The 15,585-nt window shown below is 48.0% G+C and carries 14 protein-coding genes; all 14 read left to right on the top strand.

Going from position 1 to position 15,585, the window contains the following annotated elements; translation table 11 throughout:
* Positions 1-138: 138 nt before the first annotated feature.
* The 14 genes from aroF (at position 139) to serC (ending at position 15,490) form a co-directional block, all read left to right on the top strand.
* Entirely contained in the window at positions 139-1,182 is a 1,044-nt protein-coding gene (gene aroF / locus IEY34_RS14670; protein ID WP_189012622.1) for a 3-deoxy-7-phosphoheptulonate synthase, read from the top strand.
* Between the two features lie 242 nt (positions 1,183-1,424).
* Positions 1,425-2,849, top strand: a complete 1,425-nt coding sequence (gene glnA, locus IEY34_RS14665; RefSeq protein ID WP_189012621.1) for a type I glutamate--ammonia ligase — start codon at positions 1,425-1,427, stop codon at positions 2,847-2,849.
* A gap of 93 nt (positions 2,850-2,942) precedes the next feature.
* Positions 2,943-3,494 carry an NADPH-dependent FMN reductase gene (locus tag IEY34_RS14660; RefSeq protein ID WP_189012620.1) on the top strand — a complete coding sequence of 184 codons (552 nt, stop codon included), beginning with the start codon at positions 2,943-2,945 and terminating at the stop codon, positions 3,492-3,494.
* Between the two features lie 243 nt (positions 3,495-3,737).
* Positions 3,738-5,066 (top strand): adenosylmethionine--8-amino-7-oxononanoate transaminase, encoded by a 1,329-nt coding sequence (gene bioA, locus IEY34_RS14655; RefSeq protein WP_229757651.1) that lies wholly within the window; start codon positions 3,738-3,740, stop codon positions 5,064-5,066.
* On the top strand, positions 5,063-5,806 hold the full coding sequence (bioD, locus tag IEY34_RS14650) for a dethiobiotin synthase (protein WP_229757646.1): 744 nt from the start codon (positions 5,063-5,065) through the stop codon (positions 5,804-5,806). Before bioA ends, bioD begins: the two co-directional genes overlap by 4 nt.
* Positions 5,807-5,864: 58 nt before the next feature.
* Entirely contained in the window at positions 5,865-6,854 is a 990-nt protein-coding gene (bioB, locus tag IEY34_RS14645; protein ID WP_189012713.1) for a biotin synthase BioB, read from the top strand.
* Between the two features lie 13 nt (positions 6,855-6,867).
* Positions 6,868-8,046 carry an 8-amino-7-oxononanoate synthase gene (gene bioF, locus IEY34_RS14640; RefSeq protein ID WP_189012618.1) on the top strand — a complete coding sequence of 393 codons (1,179 nt, stop codon included), beginning with the start codon at positions 6,868-6,870 and terminating at the stop codon, positions 8,044-8,046.
* A complete protein-coding gene (locus IEY34_RS14635; RefSeq protein WP_189012617.1) occupies positions 8,043-8,807 on the top strand; it encodes an alpha/beta hydrolase in 765 nt (254 codons plus the stop codon). The genes bioF and IEY34_RS14635 overlap by 4 nt, the downstream gene beginning before the upstream one ends.
* Positions 8,782-9,642, top strand: a complete 861-nt coding sequence (gene bioC / locus IEY34_RS14630; protein ID WP_189012616.1) for a malonyl-ACP O-methyltransferase BioC — start codon at positions 8,782-8,784, stop codon at positions 9,640-9,642. Before IEY34_RS14635 ends, bioC begins: the two co-directional genes overlap by 26 nt.
* A gap of 84 nt (positions 9,643-9,726) precedes the next feature.
* Positions 9,727-11,046, top strand: coding sequence for a DUF1800 domain-containing protein (locus IEY34_RS14625; protein ID WP_189012615.1), 1,320 nt, complete (start codon positions 9,727-9,729; stop codon positions 11,044-11,046).
* Positions 11,047-11,059: 13 nt separating this feature from the next.
* Positions 11,060-12,292 carry a DUF1501 domain-containing protein gene (locus IEY34_RS14620; protein ID WP_189012614.1) on the top strand — a complete coding sequence of 411 codons (1,233 nt, stop codon included), beginning with the start codon at positions 11,060-11,062 and terminating at the stop codon, positions 12,290-12,292.
* 437 nt (positions 12,293-12,729) lie between these two features.
* Positions 12,730-13,248 (top strand): mismatch-specific DNA-glycosylase, encoded by a 519-nt coding sequence (locus IEY34_RS14615; protein WP_189012712.1) that lies wholly within the window; start codon positions 12,730-12,732, stop codon positions 13,246-13,248.
* Positions 13,248-13,871, top strand: coding sequence for an NUDIX hydrolase (locus IEY34_RS14610; protein WP_189012613.1), 624 nt, complete (start codon positions 13,248-13,250; stop codon positions 13,869-13,871). The genes IEY34_RS14615 and IEY34_RS14610 overlap by 1 nt, the downstream gene beginning before the upstream one ends.
* 530 nt (positions 13,872-14,401) lie before the next feature.
* On the top strand, positions 14,402-15,490 hold the full coding sequence (gene serC / locus IEY34_RS14605; protein WP_189012612.1) for a 3-phosphoserine/phosphohydroxythreonine transaminase: 1,089 nt from the start codon (positions 14,402-14,404) through the stop codon (positions 15,488-15,490).
* Positions 15,491-15,585 lie beyond the last annotated feature (95 nt).

Genomic DNA, 15,585 nt, shown 5'->3' with positions numbered 1-15,585 from the left:
ACAATAAATTAACGCTTGACGAATATTCGTCAAGCGTTGTATATTTACTTTAGTGGTTAAAAGCGTAGAAGCATAAAAGCGAACAAGCGTTGAAGTGATACAGTGAATTAACCCATATAACAGAGGAGTGTGTAGAACATGATCGCGATTACATCCCATAACACAACTGATGAGCGTATTCAGGAAATTGTCCAAATTATTGAAAAGCAAGGCGTACAGGCGCACGTTTCCAAAGGTGAAGACCGCACAGTCATCGGCATTATCGGTCAAGCTGATCCTAAGCTTGCTGAACAGCTACGTCAATTATCAGGAGTTGAACAAGTCGTGAAAATTTCGAAGTCCTACAAATTAGCAAGCCGTGACTTTCATCCGGCTGACACAGTGATCAAGATCAAAGGCGTTGAAATCGGAGGCGAACAGCTCGTTGTCATGGGCGGCCCTTGTGCGGTGGAGACTCCCGAGCAAATCGATGAAATCGCACGTTTGGTGAAAGCGGCAGGCGGTCAGGTTCTGCGCGGCGGTGCTTTCAAACCAAGAACAGGTCCTTACAGCTTCCAAGGAGTCGGCGTTGAAGGCTTAATTATGATGGCAGAGGCAGGTAAGAAACATGGCTTGCTGACGATTACTGAAGTCATGACTCCAGAGTACGTAGATGTATGTGCACAATACGCGGATATTCTCCAAGTTGGTACACGGAATATGCAGAACTTCGATCTGCTTCGCAAACTTGGGACTATCCAGACACCTGTCCTTCTGAAACGCGGTTTCAGCTCCACCTACGATGAGTTCCTGAATGCAGCTGAGTATATCCTTGCTGGCGGCAATCCCAATGTGATGCTTTGTGAGCGCGGAATCCGAACATTCGAAACTTACACACGGAATACGTTGGATTTATCGGCGATCCCGGTTCTTAAGCAATTGAGCCATCTTCCTGTCATCTCTGATCCAAGTCACGGCACAGGGCGCAGAGAGCTGGTAGTGCCAATGACCAAAGCATCTGTTGCGGCTGGAGCAGACGGTCTTATTATCGAAATGCATACAGATCCGGATAATTCCATGACAGGCGACGGCGTGCAATCCTTGTTCCCAGACCAATTCGCCAACCTGCTTGTAGACCTTGAGAAGCTGGCACCGCTGCTTGGGAAAAAGTTTGATACGCCGAAAGAAGTTAGTATAGCTTAATAGGAAAATGTTAGAAATAGACTGGTTTCTTCTTAATAGAAGAAACCAGTCTTCCTATTTTTGGATATGCGGCAAGTATGTGAAATAGTGTAAGATTAGCTTACACATAAATAAAAAATACCTGACATAAGTATTGACTGTGTAAGCTGTATCGCTATATAATATGTGCAAGATAACAAGCAAAAGTTGAACATTAATCATGTAAAGTACGTTGAATGTACGGAAATGGGAGGGTTTTTTAAATGTCAGTTCAAAACGTGTTGAACCTTATCAAGGAAAAAAACATCGAGTGGGTAGATTTTCGTTTCGTAGGTCTTTCCGGTAAAGCACAGCATATTTCTTTGCCTGCTACTGAAGTAGACGAAGATACTTTCGTAAATGGGGTAGCTTTTGACGGTTCATCCATCCCAGGATTCCGTGGTATTGAACAATCTGACATGGTCATGATGCCAGATACAGAAACTGCCTACGTTGATCCTTTTACAGCTCATCCAACTTTGATTATCATGAGTAACATCCATACGCCTGAAGGCGAGCGTTATGATCGCGATCCGCGCAGCATTGCTCAAAAAGCAGAAGAATATTTGCAAACAACAGGTGTTGGTACAACAGCATTCTTCGCACCAGAATCCGAGTTCTTCATTTTCGACGACGTTCGTTTCGAAAATGGCATGAACAAATCCTACTTCGAAGTTGATTCCGAAGAAGCAGGTTGGAACACGGGCCGCAAAGAAGAAGGCGGCAACCTTGGTTACAAAGTTCCAGTTAAAGGCGGCTATGTTCCAGTAGCTCCAATGGATTCCCAACAAGACATTCGTTCCGAAATGTGTAACAAGCTTGCTGAAGCAGGTCTTCGCATTGAACGTCATCACCATGAAGTAGCTACAGCTGGTCAAGCTGAAATTAACTTCCGTTTTGACACATTGACGAAAACAGCAGACAACTTGCTCAAATACAAATATATCGTTGCTAACACAGCTAGAGAATATGGTAAAGTAGCAACATTCATGCCTAAACCACTGTTTGGTGACAATGGTAGCGGTATGCACGTTCACATGTCCATTTTCGACGGAAGCGAGCCTTTGTTCTATGAAAAAGGAGCATATGCGAACTTGAGTGAAATGGCAATCAACTATATCGGTGGTATTCTTTACCACGCACCAGCTTTGATCGCTTTGACGAACCCAAGCACAAACTCCTTCAAACGTCTGGTTCCTGGTTACGAAGCGCCGGTTAACCTTGTATTCTCCAAAGGTAACCGTTCCGCAGCAGTTCGTATTCCAATCGCAGCTGTGACACCAAAAGGTTGTCGTATTGAATTCCGTACACCGGACAGCACAGCTAACCCATACCTTGCTTTCGCGGCAATGTTGATGGCTGGTCTTGACGGTATCAAAAAGAAAATCGATCCACGTGCTCTTGGATACGGTCCTTTCGATACAAACATTTATGAAATGTCCGATTCTGAGAAAGCTGAAATCCGCAGCGTTCCAGGTACATTGGATGAGGCGTTGGATGCACTTGCAGCTGATTCCGACTTCTTAATCGAAGGCGGCGTATTCACACAAGATTTCATCGATAACTACATCGAATTGAAACGTGGCGAAGCGAAAGCTGTTGCTATCCGTATTCACCCGCACGAGTACAACCTTTACTTCGATTGCTAATTTTTAGCACTTATACGTAAATAAACAATAAGCTACTTCTTTCATAGATATCTATGGAGGGGGTAGCTTTTTAATAAGAAGGGATGATTCAAGTTGAAAATAACGATCGTTGCAGGAAGTAATCAAAAACTAGCGACAAGCACGAAGCTGGCCCAGTATGTTCAACATCTGGCTGAGCAAGAAGGACATCAAGTGAAGTTCGTTGATTTGTACCAATCTCCGATTCCTTTCTACTCACCGGATGATGCGCATGGTGGTCATGAGGCCCTGGAATCCTTCAAACAAGCTCTTCATGAAGCTGAGGGCATTGTACTTGCAACCCCGGAATATCACAGCGGAATTTCTGGCGTCCTGAAAAATGCGCTTGATCATGTTGGGCAAGATTATTTTAAAAATAAAGCTGTTCTATCGGTAAGCTCGGCAGGCGGGGCTATTGCTGTTAGTTCTTTGACGCAGCTGCAAGCGATTGTGCGCAATCTTCACGGAATTAATTGTCCAGAATGGCTATCTATCGGCGGCGATCAACGGAATAGCTTTCAAACAGGCGCAGCACATAGTGATATCCACCCAGATGTGGATAAGCGGGTTCGCCGTGTCGTAAGTTCATTCCTCGATCTGACCAAACAATTAACGGTAAAGCAATAAAATTATGATCTGACAAAGATAATTGGAATGACAAAGGAGCTAAGCGGCTTACACGCTTAGCTCCTTTTTGTGTGGCATCTACTGCCGCTTTGTAGATTTTCAGGCTTTGAGACAATCTCTTTTTTTGTTTACAGAGTGGTCTTCATCTGTTAATCTATTGTCAACCTAAATTAATAATTTAAGTTGACAATAAAAGCGGGATGGTGAACATTTGTGTCAACACAATACGAACGCCTTGCTGCGATGAATACTTCGCACTTATGGCATCCTTTTACGCAGATGAAAGACTACAACAACGCAGCCCCACTTATTATAGAACGCGGCGAAGGCATTCTGCTCTATGACGTTCAAGGCAAAGCTTATTATGACGGATTCTCGTCCGTTTGGCTCAATGTGCATGGTCATAATGTGCCTGAGCTTAATCAAGCCATTGTCGATCAGTTGGGGCGTGTCGCCCACTCCACACTCCTGGGAATGGCCAATATACCGGCAATTGAACTTGCCGAGAAGCTGGTAGAAATCGCTCCGCAGGGATTAGCCAAAGTGTTTTATTCCGATTCAGGGGCAACGGGCGTTGAGATTGCGCTCAAAATGGCATTTCAATACTGGCACAACCAGGGAGCGAAGAAGAAAACGACGTTTATTACGATGAATCAGGCGTACCACGGCGATACAATTGGTGCGGTTAGTGTCGGCGCTATCCCCCTGTATCATGATGTGTTCCGTCCAATGCTGTTTCCTTCACACACCATTCCATATCCCTATGCCTATCGGCATGAAGGGGGCGCGTTGGCAGCGAAGGAAGCTACGCTAACGGCATTGCGTAATTTGCTAGAAGCGCGGGCGGACGAGATAGCGGCGCTCATTGTCGAGCCCATTGTGCAGGGCGCCAGCGGGATCATCGTTATGCCGCAAGGCTGTTTAAGCGAGATGGCAGCGCTGTGCCGCGAGCATGATGTACTGCTCATCGCGGACGAGGTAGCGACGGGCTTCGGACGAACAGGGGCGATGTTCGCCTGTGATCTCGAGGATGTGTCACCGGATTTGATGGTGATTGGGAAGGGCTTAACCGGCGGTTATTTGCCTGTGGCGGCTACACTGGCAACGAATGCGGTTTACGAGGCATTTTATGCGGATTATCATGAGCAGAAAACTTTTTTTCATGGTCATTCCTATACGGGAAACCCCCTTGGCTGTGCTGTTGCTTTGGCAAGTTTGAAGCTGTTCGACGAGCGAAATATCCTTGAAGGCGTTAAGCGCAAGGCTTCATACGTGGAGAATAAGCTAGCAGCGCTTAAAGAACGGCCGCATGTCGGAGATATCAGGCAGCAAGGACTGATGTTCGGGATCGAGTTGGTACGCGATAAAGCTACGCGCGAGCCGTACGATTGGGCGGAGCGGATTGGCGTTCGCACAAGCCTAAGAGCCAGAGAGCTTGGCATGTTAACCAGGCCGCTTGGCAATGTGATCGTCTTCATTCCCCCGCTTGTTAGCACAGAAGCTGAGCTTGAAGCGATGATCCATATTTTGAGGGATTCAATTATACATGTCACAGAAGGCAGAGATTCATGATGCATCAAGCCAATTTGGAATCAATTCCAGGATTATTTGTAACTGGGACAGACACCAGTGTAGGGAAGACCATCGTGACGGCAGCTATTACGGCTGCACTTCGAGCGGAGGGATTGCATGCAGGTGTTTGGAAGCCAGTGCAATCGGGTGCACGACTGGGCAGTGGCGTAACGGACGCTGAGAGGCTGCTGCAAAGTACGGGAATTGATGAGAAACCGGAGGCGGTGGCGCCTTTTACTTTTGAAGCTCCGCTTACGCCAATGCTTGCCGCAAAGCATGTCGGCGTAACGTTGACTATCCAGGACATTATCGCGGCGGGTGAACCGCTCGCTAAGCGATATGAAGCGCTGCTCATTGAAGGAGCAGGAGGCGTCGCTGTTCCGCTTAACGATCATGCGCTTGTGGTAGATTTGATTGCGGAGCTTCATAGGCCAGTGCTCATTGTTGCCCGTTCCGGCCTCGGGACGATTAACCATACGCTTCTGACGGAAGCCTATCTAAGACAACACGGCATTCCCATTATTGGCGTCATCTTGAATGATGGTGAACGAACGATGCTGCGGGATGACCCGAGCGTTGCAATGAACGCGGAACTTATTGAGCAGTATAGCGGGCTAAAAGTCCTTGGACGTTTTCCCAGCCTGCAAGTCAATGCCAACTCAGATACCCTGATACATACTGTACGAAAAACAATAGATCTGACACCAATTCGGCAGGCTTTGCAGTTCAACCTAAGGTGAACGAAAGAAAGCTCTTTTATAGTAGAAAGATTCAGAGAGGATGAATGAAATGAGTACAATGGCAGCTCATATGGAGTGGCAAACATTGACGAATAAAGCGTTGACAGGCGAGATTATAACCGTAGAGGAAGGTATGGCAGTGCTTGAAGCCGATAACGAGGAAGTCATGCCGTTGCTGCAGGCTGCGTTTCAAGTGAGAAAGCATTACTATGGTAAAAAAGTGAAGCTGAATATGATTATTAATGCTAAAAGCGGCCTTTGTCCCGAGGACTGCGGCTATTGCTCGCAATCGATTGTTTCGACGGCGCCGGTACGTACTTATACTATGCTTGATAAGGATTCGCTGCTTGCTGGCGCACGTGAAGCCATGGCACGCAAAGCGGGGACCTACTGCATAGTGGCTTCCGGAAAAGGGCCGACAGACAAGGAATTGGATCAAGTGGTGAATGCCGTCAGCGAAATTCGTGAAACGATGCCGCTTAAAATTTGCGCATGCTTGGGCATTCTCAAGGATGAGCAAGCTGAACGGCTGGCCAAAGCGGGTGTGCATCGCTATAACCACAATTTAAATACCAGTAAAGCCAACTATCCATCCATTACTACCACACATACCTATGAGCAGCGTATTGATACCGTGGAAAAAGTAAAGCTGCACGGCATGTCTCCCTGCTCTGGTGTCGTTATCGGCATGGGCGAGACGAATCAAGAAATTGTTGAAATGGCTTATGCACTCCGCAGACTTGATGCGGATTCGATTCCAATTAATTTCCTGAATGCCATTCCCGGAACACCACTGGAACATGCAGGCCGCACGTCGTCGATGAAAGCTTTGAAGGTGCTGGCTTTGTTTCGTTTCATTTGTCCATCCAAGGAAATCCGTGTGGCTGGTGGTCGTGAGGTCAATCTACGCAGTCTGCAGCCGCTCGCGTTGTTCGCAGCGAATTCACTATTTGTTGGTGATTACTTGACAACAGCAGGTCAAGATGTTTCGGCAGATCACCAGATGATCGAAGATTTGGGATTTGAAATTGAAATCAATGCTCTCTAAGATGGTGCCGACTATGAATTGGATGGAAGATGAGCTTGAGGCTATGGATAGAGCTTCGATACTGCGTTCCATGCGCGCCAGCAGTCCAGTTCCTGAACGTCCTGGTTATACGATTCGCGGAAATCGCCCGCTGCTTAATCTATCATCCAATGATTATCTGGGACTTTCCCAACATCCCGCCATTATCGCAGTGATGCAAGAGGCATTGCTGACCGAGGGGTGTGGATCAGGGGCATCACGTCTTGTGACTGGCAATCGGGCGGTTTATGAGCGGCTTGAAGAAGCCCTCTCTGAGTGGCAGAACTCGGAAGCAGCCCTTGTTTTTGCGAATGGCTATATGGCGAATACGGGTGTTATCAGTGCAATCGCAGGGCGCGGTGATGTTGTTTTCAGTGATCAGCTCAATCATGCAAGTATCGTGGATGGCATTCAGATGAGCCGTGCAGAACATGCTCGATATCGTCATAACGATATGGCCCATCTGCGCAAGTTATTGAGTAAGTTTCGTGATAGAAGGAGAAAGCTGATCGTGACAGATGCCGTATTTTCCATGGATGGAGATCTTGCGCCCTTACAGGAACTCGTACTGCTCAAGGAGGAGTATGGAGCGATACTGATGGTCGATGAGGCGCACAGCGGAGGGATATACGGGGAGAAGGGCAAGGGATTGTGCCATGCGCTCGGGTTGCAGGACGAAGTGGATATCCATGTTGGAACGTTTAGTAAAGCATTCGGTTTGTACGGAGCCTATGTTTGCGGCAATCGCACGTTGATTCGTTGGCTGACGAATAAGGCCAGGCCGCTCATCTATTCGACAGCGCTGCCGCCATCTCTTGTAGCTGGTATTTCCAAAGCATTGGACATGCTGCAGTCGGAGAATTGGCGCCGTGAACAGCTTCATGAGGCTAATAAACTTTTTCGCGCCTCACTTCACGCGGCGGGTTTCGCTGTAGGTGGCAGCAGTTCGCCAATTGTACCGATAATCGTTGGTGAGAATGACAAGGCTGTGCGATTCAGTGCGGCTCTGGAAGAAAAAGGGATCGCCGCGGTTGCTATACGACCACCTACAGTGCTTGAGGGGACGGCACGAATCCGCTTTTCTCTAACAGCCGCACATACGAAGAAGGAATTAATCGATGCGGCTGTATGCATCCGAAACGTCGGAATTCGATTAGGTGATCTGAGGCAATGATGGTATCGACGAGAGGCACCATTGTATGGCTTGGCGGTTGGAGCATGCCAGTGACAATTTTCGATCGCCTTCGCGAGCTCCTGCCAGAATATCAGCATGTTTCTGTTGATTTTAACGATATAGATTCGCCTGAAAAGATGCTACTGCTTACCGAAACAACGGCTCATCGCTGGAAAGCTGCGGTTGGAGCAACGGATGGAGACCGCGGTTCGCTGTTGGTCGGAGGCTGGTCGTTGGGCGGATTACTGGCGTTGAGGCTAGCCGTGGAAGGGGATGTGGATGGACTCCTGTTGTTTGCAGCTACAGCTCGTTTCACCCGTTCTTATGAAGAGAGGGGCAAGGGATGGCCGGATGCTTATTTGAAGCAAATGATGAAGCAGCTCCTGAGGGACCCTCAAAGTGTTGAAAGCAGCTTTCGCCAGATGTTGTTTACAGAGGCCGAACAGAAGGCTGGTCTTGATCGAAACTTTCCTCCCATTGGCAGCTGGACAACCCCTGCGTTAATTGCTGGTCTTCAAATTCTGCGAAGCGAGGAAGTTCTATCTCGGATGTCGGAGATTACATGTCCGGTTCTGCTGGTTCATGGGCTGGAAGATAAGATTTGTCCCTACAACGCTGCCGCAGAGCTTGCTGCTCAATGGCCGCAAGTAGAATTATTATCACTGCCAGGTTGCGGGCATGCGCCGTTTTGGGGAAGAGAAGTGATGATATCTGAGGAACTGAGGCGTTGGTGGGATGAGCATAAGAACATTGGATATTGAGCGTCAATTTCATCGGAGTGCAGCAGGATCGTATGATGCGCACGCCAAGGTTCAGCGCATTATGGCGGAGCAGCTTGCTTCGTCGCTCCGCGTTAAGGTCGAAGGTAATCTAGAGCCGACAAGCATGCTTGAGATTGGCTGCGGCACGGGCACACTGACCAAGATGCTAGTTGACGAGTGGCCCCGAGCGTCGATTACCGCCATCGATATGGCGCCAGGGATGATCGAAGCGGCGAAGCAGCGGATCTCTGCAAGTCGGTTGGTTAACGGCGGCGGCCAGCCGGATCAAGTGAGTTTTATTCATGCAGATGTAGAAAAATGGTCGGTGGATACCCAAGAAAGTTCGTTCGACCTTATTGTTTCTTGTGCTTGTTTTCAATGGCTTCGCGCTCCAAGACAAACATTAAACCATCTTCGAAGGTTGCTTCGTCCTGGAGGGTTGCTGGTCTTCACAACATTCGGACCGAGAACATTTGACGAGCTGCATCAGTCATTTAATCAAGCGTATCGAGATGGGGGCGTCGAGCCACAAAGGCATGGGCTCACTTTTCAAACGGATACACAGTGGAAAAACTTGCTCTTAGATGCCGGATTTTCAAGTATTCAACAAACAGGAGCGATTCAAAAAGAAACGTATCCATCCGTAAGAGATTTTCTGCTTGCGGTTAAAGCCATGGGGGCTAGCGCTTCGGAAGCAGCCACTGCAACTGGCCTCAGCTCGCGACGGCTGTTCGCCAATATGTATAAGGAATACGAGGAAAGATTCAGCGTGCAAGGAGGCATCTCCGCTACTTACGATCTAATAGGGTTCCAAGCTGGAGTTTCTCAGAGATAATCTGAGAACTCTTTTTTCGTTTCCTCACACTTTTGACATATTTATGTGGTACAGTTTGGAAATTAGGGAGTGGGGAGGGAAATCATGGGCTTACCATGGACGAACAAGGAAGTTGTTCATTTATTGCTTCGTGCCGGATTCGGCGCCACACAAGAAGAGATTGCTGCATGTGTTTCGCATGGCCCCGAGGAGACCGTCCGTCGGTTGATTGCGGGTGAGTCGGTACTTGCTCAAACAACGGCTTTGATCCCCTTCGATCAATTGACCGCAGATGGGAAGAAAGCGCTAGACCCCTTGCAATTGGCCGATCAGCAAATGTATTGGCTTTACCGAATGGTCTATTCGGAGGCTCCGCTTGTTGAGAAGATGACATTGTTCTGGCATGGCCATTTTGCCACAGCGAATTATAAGGTTAATGATGTCACTTTAATGGTTCAGCAGAATACGCTGCTGCGCAAGTATGCTATGGGTAAATTTCAGGAGCTGCTGCTTGCCATTAGTCAGGATCCCGCCATGATGATCTGGTTGGATGTGAACCGGAATAAAAAAGGCAAACCCAATGAAAATTACGCCCGAGAGGTGATGGAGTTATTCACACTCGGTATCGGTCACTATACAGAAAATGATGTTAAAGAAGCAGCGCGCGCCTTTACAGGGTGGACGTACGATAAGAAGGAGAACAAAGTAGCTTTTAATCCTAAGCAGCACGATAATGATGCGAAACAACTGCTGGGTGAGAAGGGGAATTTGGATTCAGCGGATGCCGTGGACATTATTGTCCATCAGAAGACGCTGTCCACTTTCCTTGCAACCAAGCTGCTTAAATACTTTGCGACAGATATACCATCAGAAAGTTGGGTTCAACAAATCGCAGCGCACATTGTCAACAAGGCAACGATTGGAGAGGTACTGCACGAGCTGTTCTTATCCGCTGAATTTTATGAGGAGAAGTATCGAATGGCCTTGATTAAAACACCGGCAGACTATGTGGCTGGCATTCTGAAGGCTCTTCAGCTCAGCGTTTCCAAAGGCCATGCGCAAGCGCTGCGTAAAATGGGGCAGGAACTGTATTCGCCGCCGGACGTTGCAGGCTGGAGAGGCGGAACATCCTGGCTCAACACCAACACCTTATTAGCGCGGTATCAGTTCGCTGAGTCCATTGCCAAGCAGATGAATCTCAAGCTGCTTACTGCGCCAGCATTTACACCGGAGCAAGCGAGCCATCCAGATGAGTGGGTTAAGCTGTGGAGTCAACGACTGGCTATTGCCAATTTGTCAGATAAGACCTTGCAGGGACTTAGTTCTTATGCGGACGATACGATTGTACATACCAAACAAAAAAATACAGGCCTCAGAGGCTTGCTCCAATTAGTATTAATTAGCCCAGAGGCTCAAATGAAGTAATGGGGGTGAAAATATGAAGCTGTCGAGAAGGGATTTTCTAATCAAGGGAACAGCCTTGTTCGCTTCATTAGGGTTGGGTGGCGCCTTATTCACGGAGACCGGCAAGTCCATTCTGGCAACGGGCTTGGATGAGGGGGTCGATGATCCCGTCCTAGTTGTTGTGCAATTAAGCGGGGGAAATGATGGGATCAATACGTTAATTCCTTATGGGCAAGGGGTTTATTACGATTCCAGGCCGACGCTGGCTTATCAGCAGAAGGATGTTTTGGCCTTGGATAATCACGTTGGCCTGCATCCAAGTCTGGTTGGCTTGTCTGCGCTGTATAAGCTTGGCAAATTGGCGGTTATTCAGGGGGTTGGGTACCCAGAGCCGGATCACTCCCATTTCCGATCGATGGAAATTTGGCAAACGGCGGAGCCGCAGAAAATTAGCCGCAGCGGCTGGCTGGCGCGCTATGTAGATTCTTCGCTGCGTGGCAATAATAACCCGCTTAAGGCGGTTCAGATCGGGGCATCCGGAAGCAAGGCTTTTGCATCGGAGAAGGTTAGTTTTCCCGTTATTCAATCGCTTGAAACGTACAACCTCATTGATCCCAAAACGGCGATGCTCGACAAGAATCGGTTAACGAAAGCCTTTTTGGACATGTACAGTACCCAGAATCAAGTGGAACAACTGCGCGTTGTTTCGGGACGCGGCAGCGAGGCTTACAAAAGTGTTGAGGCGATTCAAGCGTTAACGGCAACTTACGCCAATAAAGTAGAATATCCAAAAACGAACTTTGCAAAAGATCTTCAATTAGTTTCCAAACTGTTGGCAGGCAAATCGGGAACCCGAGTTTTTAATGTTCAAATTGGTGGTTTCGATGATCACGCCGATGAAAAAGTGCAGCACGCCAAGGTTTTGACGCAAGTAGACGAAGGGTTGGCAGCTTTCTACAAAGATTTGGAGGCTCAAGGGCTTCAGGATCGTGTGATGGTGATGATGTTTTCGGAATTTGGTCGCCGTGTTAAGGAAAACGGGAGCGGGGGGACCGACCATGGTACTGCGGCTCCCATGTTTGTGATGGGCGGCAAGGTGAATGGCGGTATGTACGGTGCTTACCCAAGTCTAAGCAACCTGGATAATGGTGATCTGAAATATGAGGTAGATTTCCGCTCTGTCTATAGTACGCTGGTTGATAAATGGCTGAAAGGCGATGTTTCCGCCGTACTTGGCCATACCTATGAAACTATGAAATTTATTTGAAACGAAGCCGGGGCGATGCCTCGGTTTTTTGAAATCTAAGAGTTTATATGTTTTGGAGTGAGCGCGGAGTTACTCCAGCCGCCTTGTGCGAACAGGGGGAACTACAGTCCGCTATTCTAGCCAAAAGTAACCATATCGCGGGGGTGAGGGAACTACAGTCCGCTATTTTGCTGTTTCAAGGCAAATTCAGCGTTTTTCGTGGAAATAAGACCCTGTAGTTCCGCTAATACCCTAGCATCCCTGCTAGTTGCCTATATAGCGTCCTCTAGTTCCCTTAACAGGTTTTGTCGCTACTAAGAGGCTGATCTCTCAAGGCGGCGAAGCCGTTTTTCTTTGACCTGAGCTCGGGAAAAGGCAGAGTCTTTTTTTTTGTTTTTTCCTATATAATGGTAAGCTATATAGAGACAATTGGCTTAGGAGGTGCAGCGCTAATGGGCATAGAACCAATCTCGGATCATCTGGCAGAGCATATGCGAATTTTATTTGTCGGGTATAATCCAAGTCTTCGATCTGGAGAAACCGGTCATCACTATGCGAGCGCAAGCAATCGCTTCTATCGCATTCTGGATCAGGCCGGCATCACACCTAGGCTTTATAAGCCCCAGGAAGATCAGGATTTGCTGCAGCTTGGTTACGGTTTTACGAATATTGTGGCACGTCCGACGTTGACAGCGGCAGAAATCACGCCGGAGGAGTACCGGGAAGGACGACTTATTTTGCGGCAAAAGATCGTGACGTATCGACCAAGTGTTGTCTGTTTCGTAGGCAAAGGTGTGTATGAACAGTATAGCGGTCGCAGGGGGATGTCGTGGGGCGTGCAGCCGGAGCCTGTCGTTGAAGGCGTTATCGAATATGTATGCCCCTCTTCCAGCGGACTCGTTCGAATGAAGCTTGAGGAGATGGTCGATATTTATCGGGGAATCAAAGATTATAGCGGAACGGAGATGGGGAACTGATGCATATCCCATGGCTGGATTGGGCGAAAGAGATTCAAGCGATCAGTCAAGCTGGACTTACCTACGGGGAGAATGGCTATGATCTAGAACGTTATGAGGCGCTGCGCAAAATTAGTGTCGAGATGATGAGCTATTTTACAGATACACCTATTGATAAAGTGACGGATTTATTTGCCAATGAGCAAGGATATCAAACCCCAAAGGTCGATATTCGGGCCGTAGTCCTGCAGGATAATAAGCTATTATTAGTGAGGGAAAGAGCAGATGGCGCTTGGGCACTGCCTGGAGGCTGGGCCGACATTGGTCTTACACCTTCTGAGGTGGCTGCCAAAGAGACTTACGAAGAAGCGGGATACGAGGTCAAGCCACTGCGATTGTTGGCGGTCTTGGACAAAAAACGACACGCTCATCCTCCCTCAGCGAACCATGTGTACAAGATGTTCATCTTATGCGAGCTGACGGGCGGCCAAGCGCTGGAAGAAGCCGGTTTGGAAACGACCGGCGTGGGTTTCTTTGGCGCGAGCGAGCTTCCGCCGCTTTCTTTGGAACGCAACACTGCGGAGCAGTTGCTGCGCATGTTGGAGCTAGCGCGCAGCGAGACTTTGGAAGTGCTGCTGGACTGACGGGGATCCGGGGCAATTAGTCTGGCAGTGCAGCTCGCGGCCGATGGCGGATAGCGAAAGTCAATTGAGCACCGCCCTCCCCTGCGCAATCAATCTGCCTTTCTAATGAACTGCAGGATGCTTATAGACGAGAAAATGGCATGTTTGGCGATCTAATGAACTGAATTGGCGTTATCGAGTCGTTTATGGGCGGAATGGTGATCATTTGGTTGGGATAGCGCTTCGGGAATTCATTAGATTTTCAAAGTGGACGATTTTGATCAAATAAAGGTTATTGAGTTCGTAAGGAGGTTAGGCTCACGATTCATTTACTTTTGGGTTAACCCCCGCCCTTACATAAAGAAATACCAATTGTATGCCATTGTTTGTAAATGAGGGGAAAGTTATGCGGAATGTAGAAAATCATGCCAGCGTAGATATCGGGGAACGCGATTACGCTCTTCCCTGCGTTGCCAATGAAGGTTTTACTTGATGCAGGAGGAGAATATTGCTATCATAGCCATAATACAAAAGCAAAGGTGTGGTCACTCATGGGAAATAGGGCCTATAACTTTAACGCAGGGCCTGCAGCATTACCGCTCGAAGTACTCCAAAAAGCACAAGAAGAACTTGTCGAATTTAAAGGCATCGGCATGTCGATCATGGAAATATCTCACCGCAGCGCTGAATATGAGCAAGTACATAATGAAACACAGCAATTATTGAAACAAATTTACAGCATTCCGGATGGTTACCAAATTCAATTCCTACAAGGCGGCGCGAGTACTCAATTCGCGATGATCCCGCTTAACTTCTTAAAGCCAGGCAAAGTTGGCAGCTACGTGCTGACAGGCGCTTGGGCAGAGAAAGCGATTCAAGAAGCAAAGCTGTTCGGAGAAGTGGCGATTGCGGCTAGCTCCCAGGAACAGAAATTCATGAAAATTCCGGATCTGAGTGAAATTAACATTCACCCGGATTCCGCTTACCTGCATCTGACTTCCAATGAAACAATTGAAGGCGCTCAGTTCCCAAGTTACCCGGATACAGGGAACGTGCCTTTGATCGGTGACATGTCCAGCGATATTTTGAGCCGACCTGTGGATGTCTCCAAATTCGGCATGATCTATGCCGGGGCACAGAAGAATCTTGGTCCGTCCGGTGTGACAGTGGTCATTGTCAAAGAAGATCTTCTTCAGGATCTGCCGAAAACAATCCCGACGATGCTTCGTTATGAAACGCATGGCAAAAACAATTCTCTATACAATACACCTCCGGTTTACTCCATCTACATGGTGAACCTCGTATTGAAATGGATTCAAGAGCAAGGTGGACTAGCTGTTATTGAGAAGAATAATTTGGAGAAATCAGGGCTTATTTATAGCACGATTGACCAAAGCGGTGGTTTCTACCGGGGTCCCGTTGATCAAGGCAGCCGTTCTGCGATGAACATTACGTTCCGTTTGCAAGATGAAGAGCTGGAGAAAAAGTTCATCAAAGAAACAGAACAACATGGATTCGTCGGCTTGAAAGGCCATCGCAGTGTTGGCGGTCTGAGAGCTTCCACGTATAATGCAGTTCCATATGCATCTTGCAAAGCACTCGCTGACTTTATGAGCGATTTCCAAAAACGCAACGGCTAAGTTGGCGATCCAAGCTACTCAGGCACATCCTCGTGTGCGCCTGAGTAGCTTTTTTTGTTTCAGGATAGAAGTGTGGCTTGTTCGGTTTTGATGTC

Origin of the sequence: Paenibacillus marchantiophytorum (assembly GCF_014640555.1) — a bacterium.
In the GTDB taxonomy this organism is placed as follows: Bacteria; Bacillota; Bacilli; order Paenibacillales; family NBRC-103111; genus Paenibacillus_E; species Paenibacillus_E marchantiophytorum.
This window is presented reverse-complemented; position numbering and strand designations above follow the sequence as displayed.

Coding starts and splice junctions, on each gene's coding strand:
- aroF (WP_189012622.1), top strand. CDS start 139: ATGATCGCGATTACATCCCATAACACAACTGATGAGCGTATTCAGGAA.
- glnA (WP_189012621.1), top strand. CDS start 1,425: ATGTCAGTTCAAAACGTGTTGAACCTTATCAAGGAAAAAAACATCGAG.
- bioA (WP_229757651.1), top strand. CDS start 3,738: ATGAATACTTCGCACTTATGGCATCCTTTTACGCAGATGAAAGACTAC.
- bioD (WP_229757646.1), top strand. CDS start 5,063: ATGATGCATCAAGCCAATTTGGAATCAATTCCAGGATTATTTGTAACT.
- bioB (WP_189012713.1), top strand. CDS start 5,865: ATGGCAGCTCATATGGAGTGGCAAACATTGACGAATAAAGCGTTGACA.
- bioF (WP_189012618.1), top strand. CDS start 6,868: ATGAATTGGATGGAAGATGAGCTTGAGGCTATGGATAGAGCTTCGATA.
- IEY34_RS14635 (WP_189012617.1), top strand. CDS start 8,043: ATGATGGTATCGACGAGAGGCACCATTGTATGGCTTGGCGGTTGGAGC.
- bioC (WP_189012616.1), top strand. CDS start 8,782: ATGAGCATAAGAACATTGGATATTGAGCGTCAATTTCATCGGAGTGCA.
- IEY34_RS14625 (WP_189012615.1), top strand. CDS start 9,727: ATGGGCTTACCATGGACGAACAAGGAAGTTGTTCATTTATTGCTTCGT.
- IEY34_RS14620 (WP_189012614.1), top strand. CDS start 11,060: ATGAAGCTGTCGAGAAGGGATTTTCTAATCAAGGGAACAGCCTTGTTC.
- IEY34_RS14610 (WP_189012613.1), top strand. CDS start 13,248: ATGCATATCCCATGGCTGGATTGGGCGAAAGAGATTCAAGCGATCAGT.
- serC (WP_189012612.1), top strand. CDS start 14,402: ATGGGAAATAGGGCCTATAACTTTAACGCAGGGCCTGCAGCATTACCG.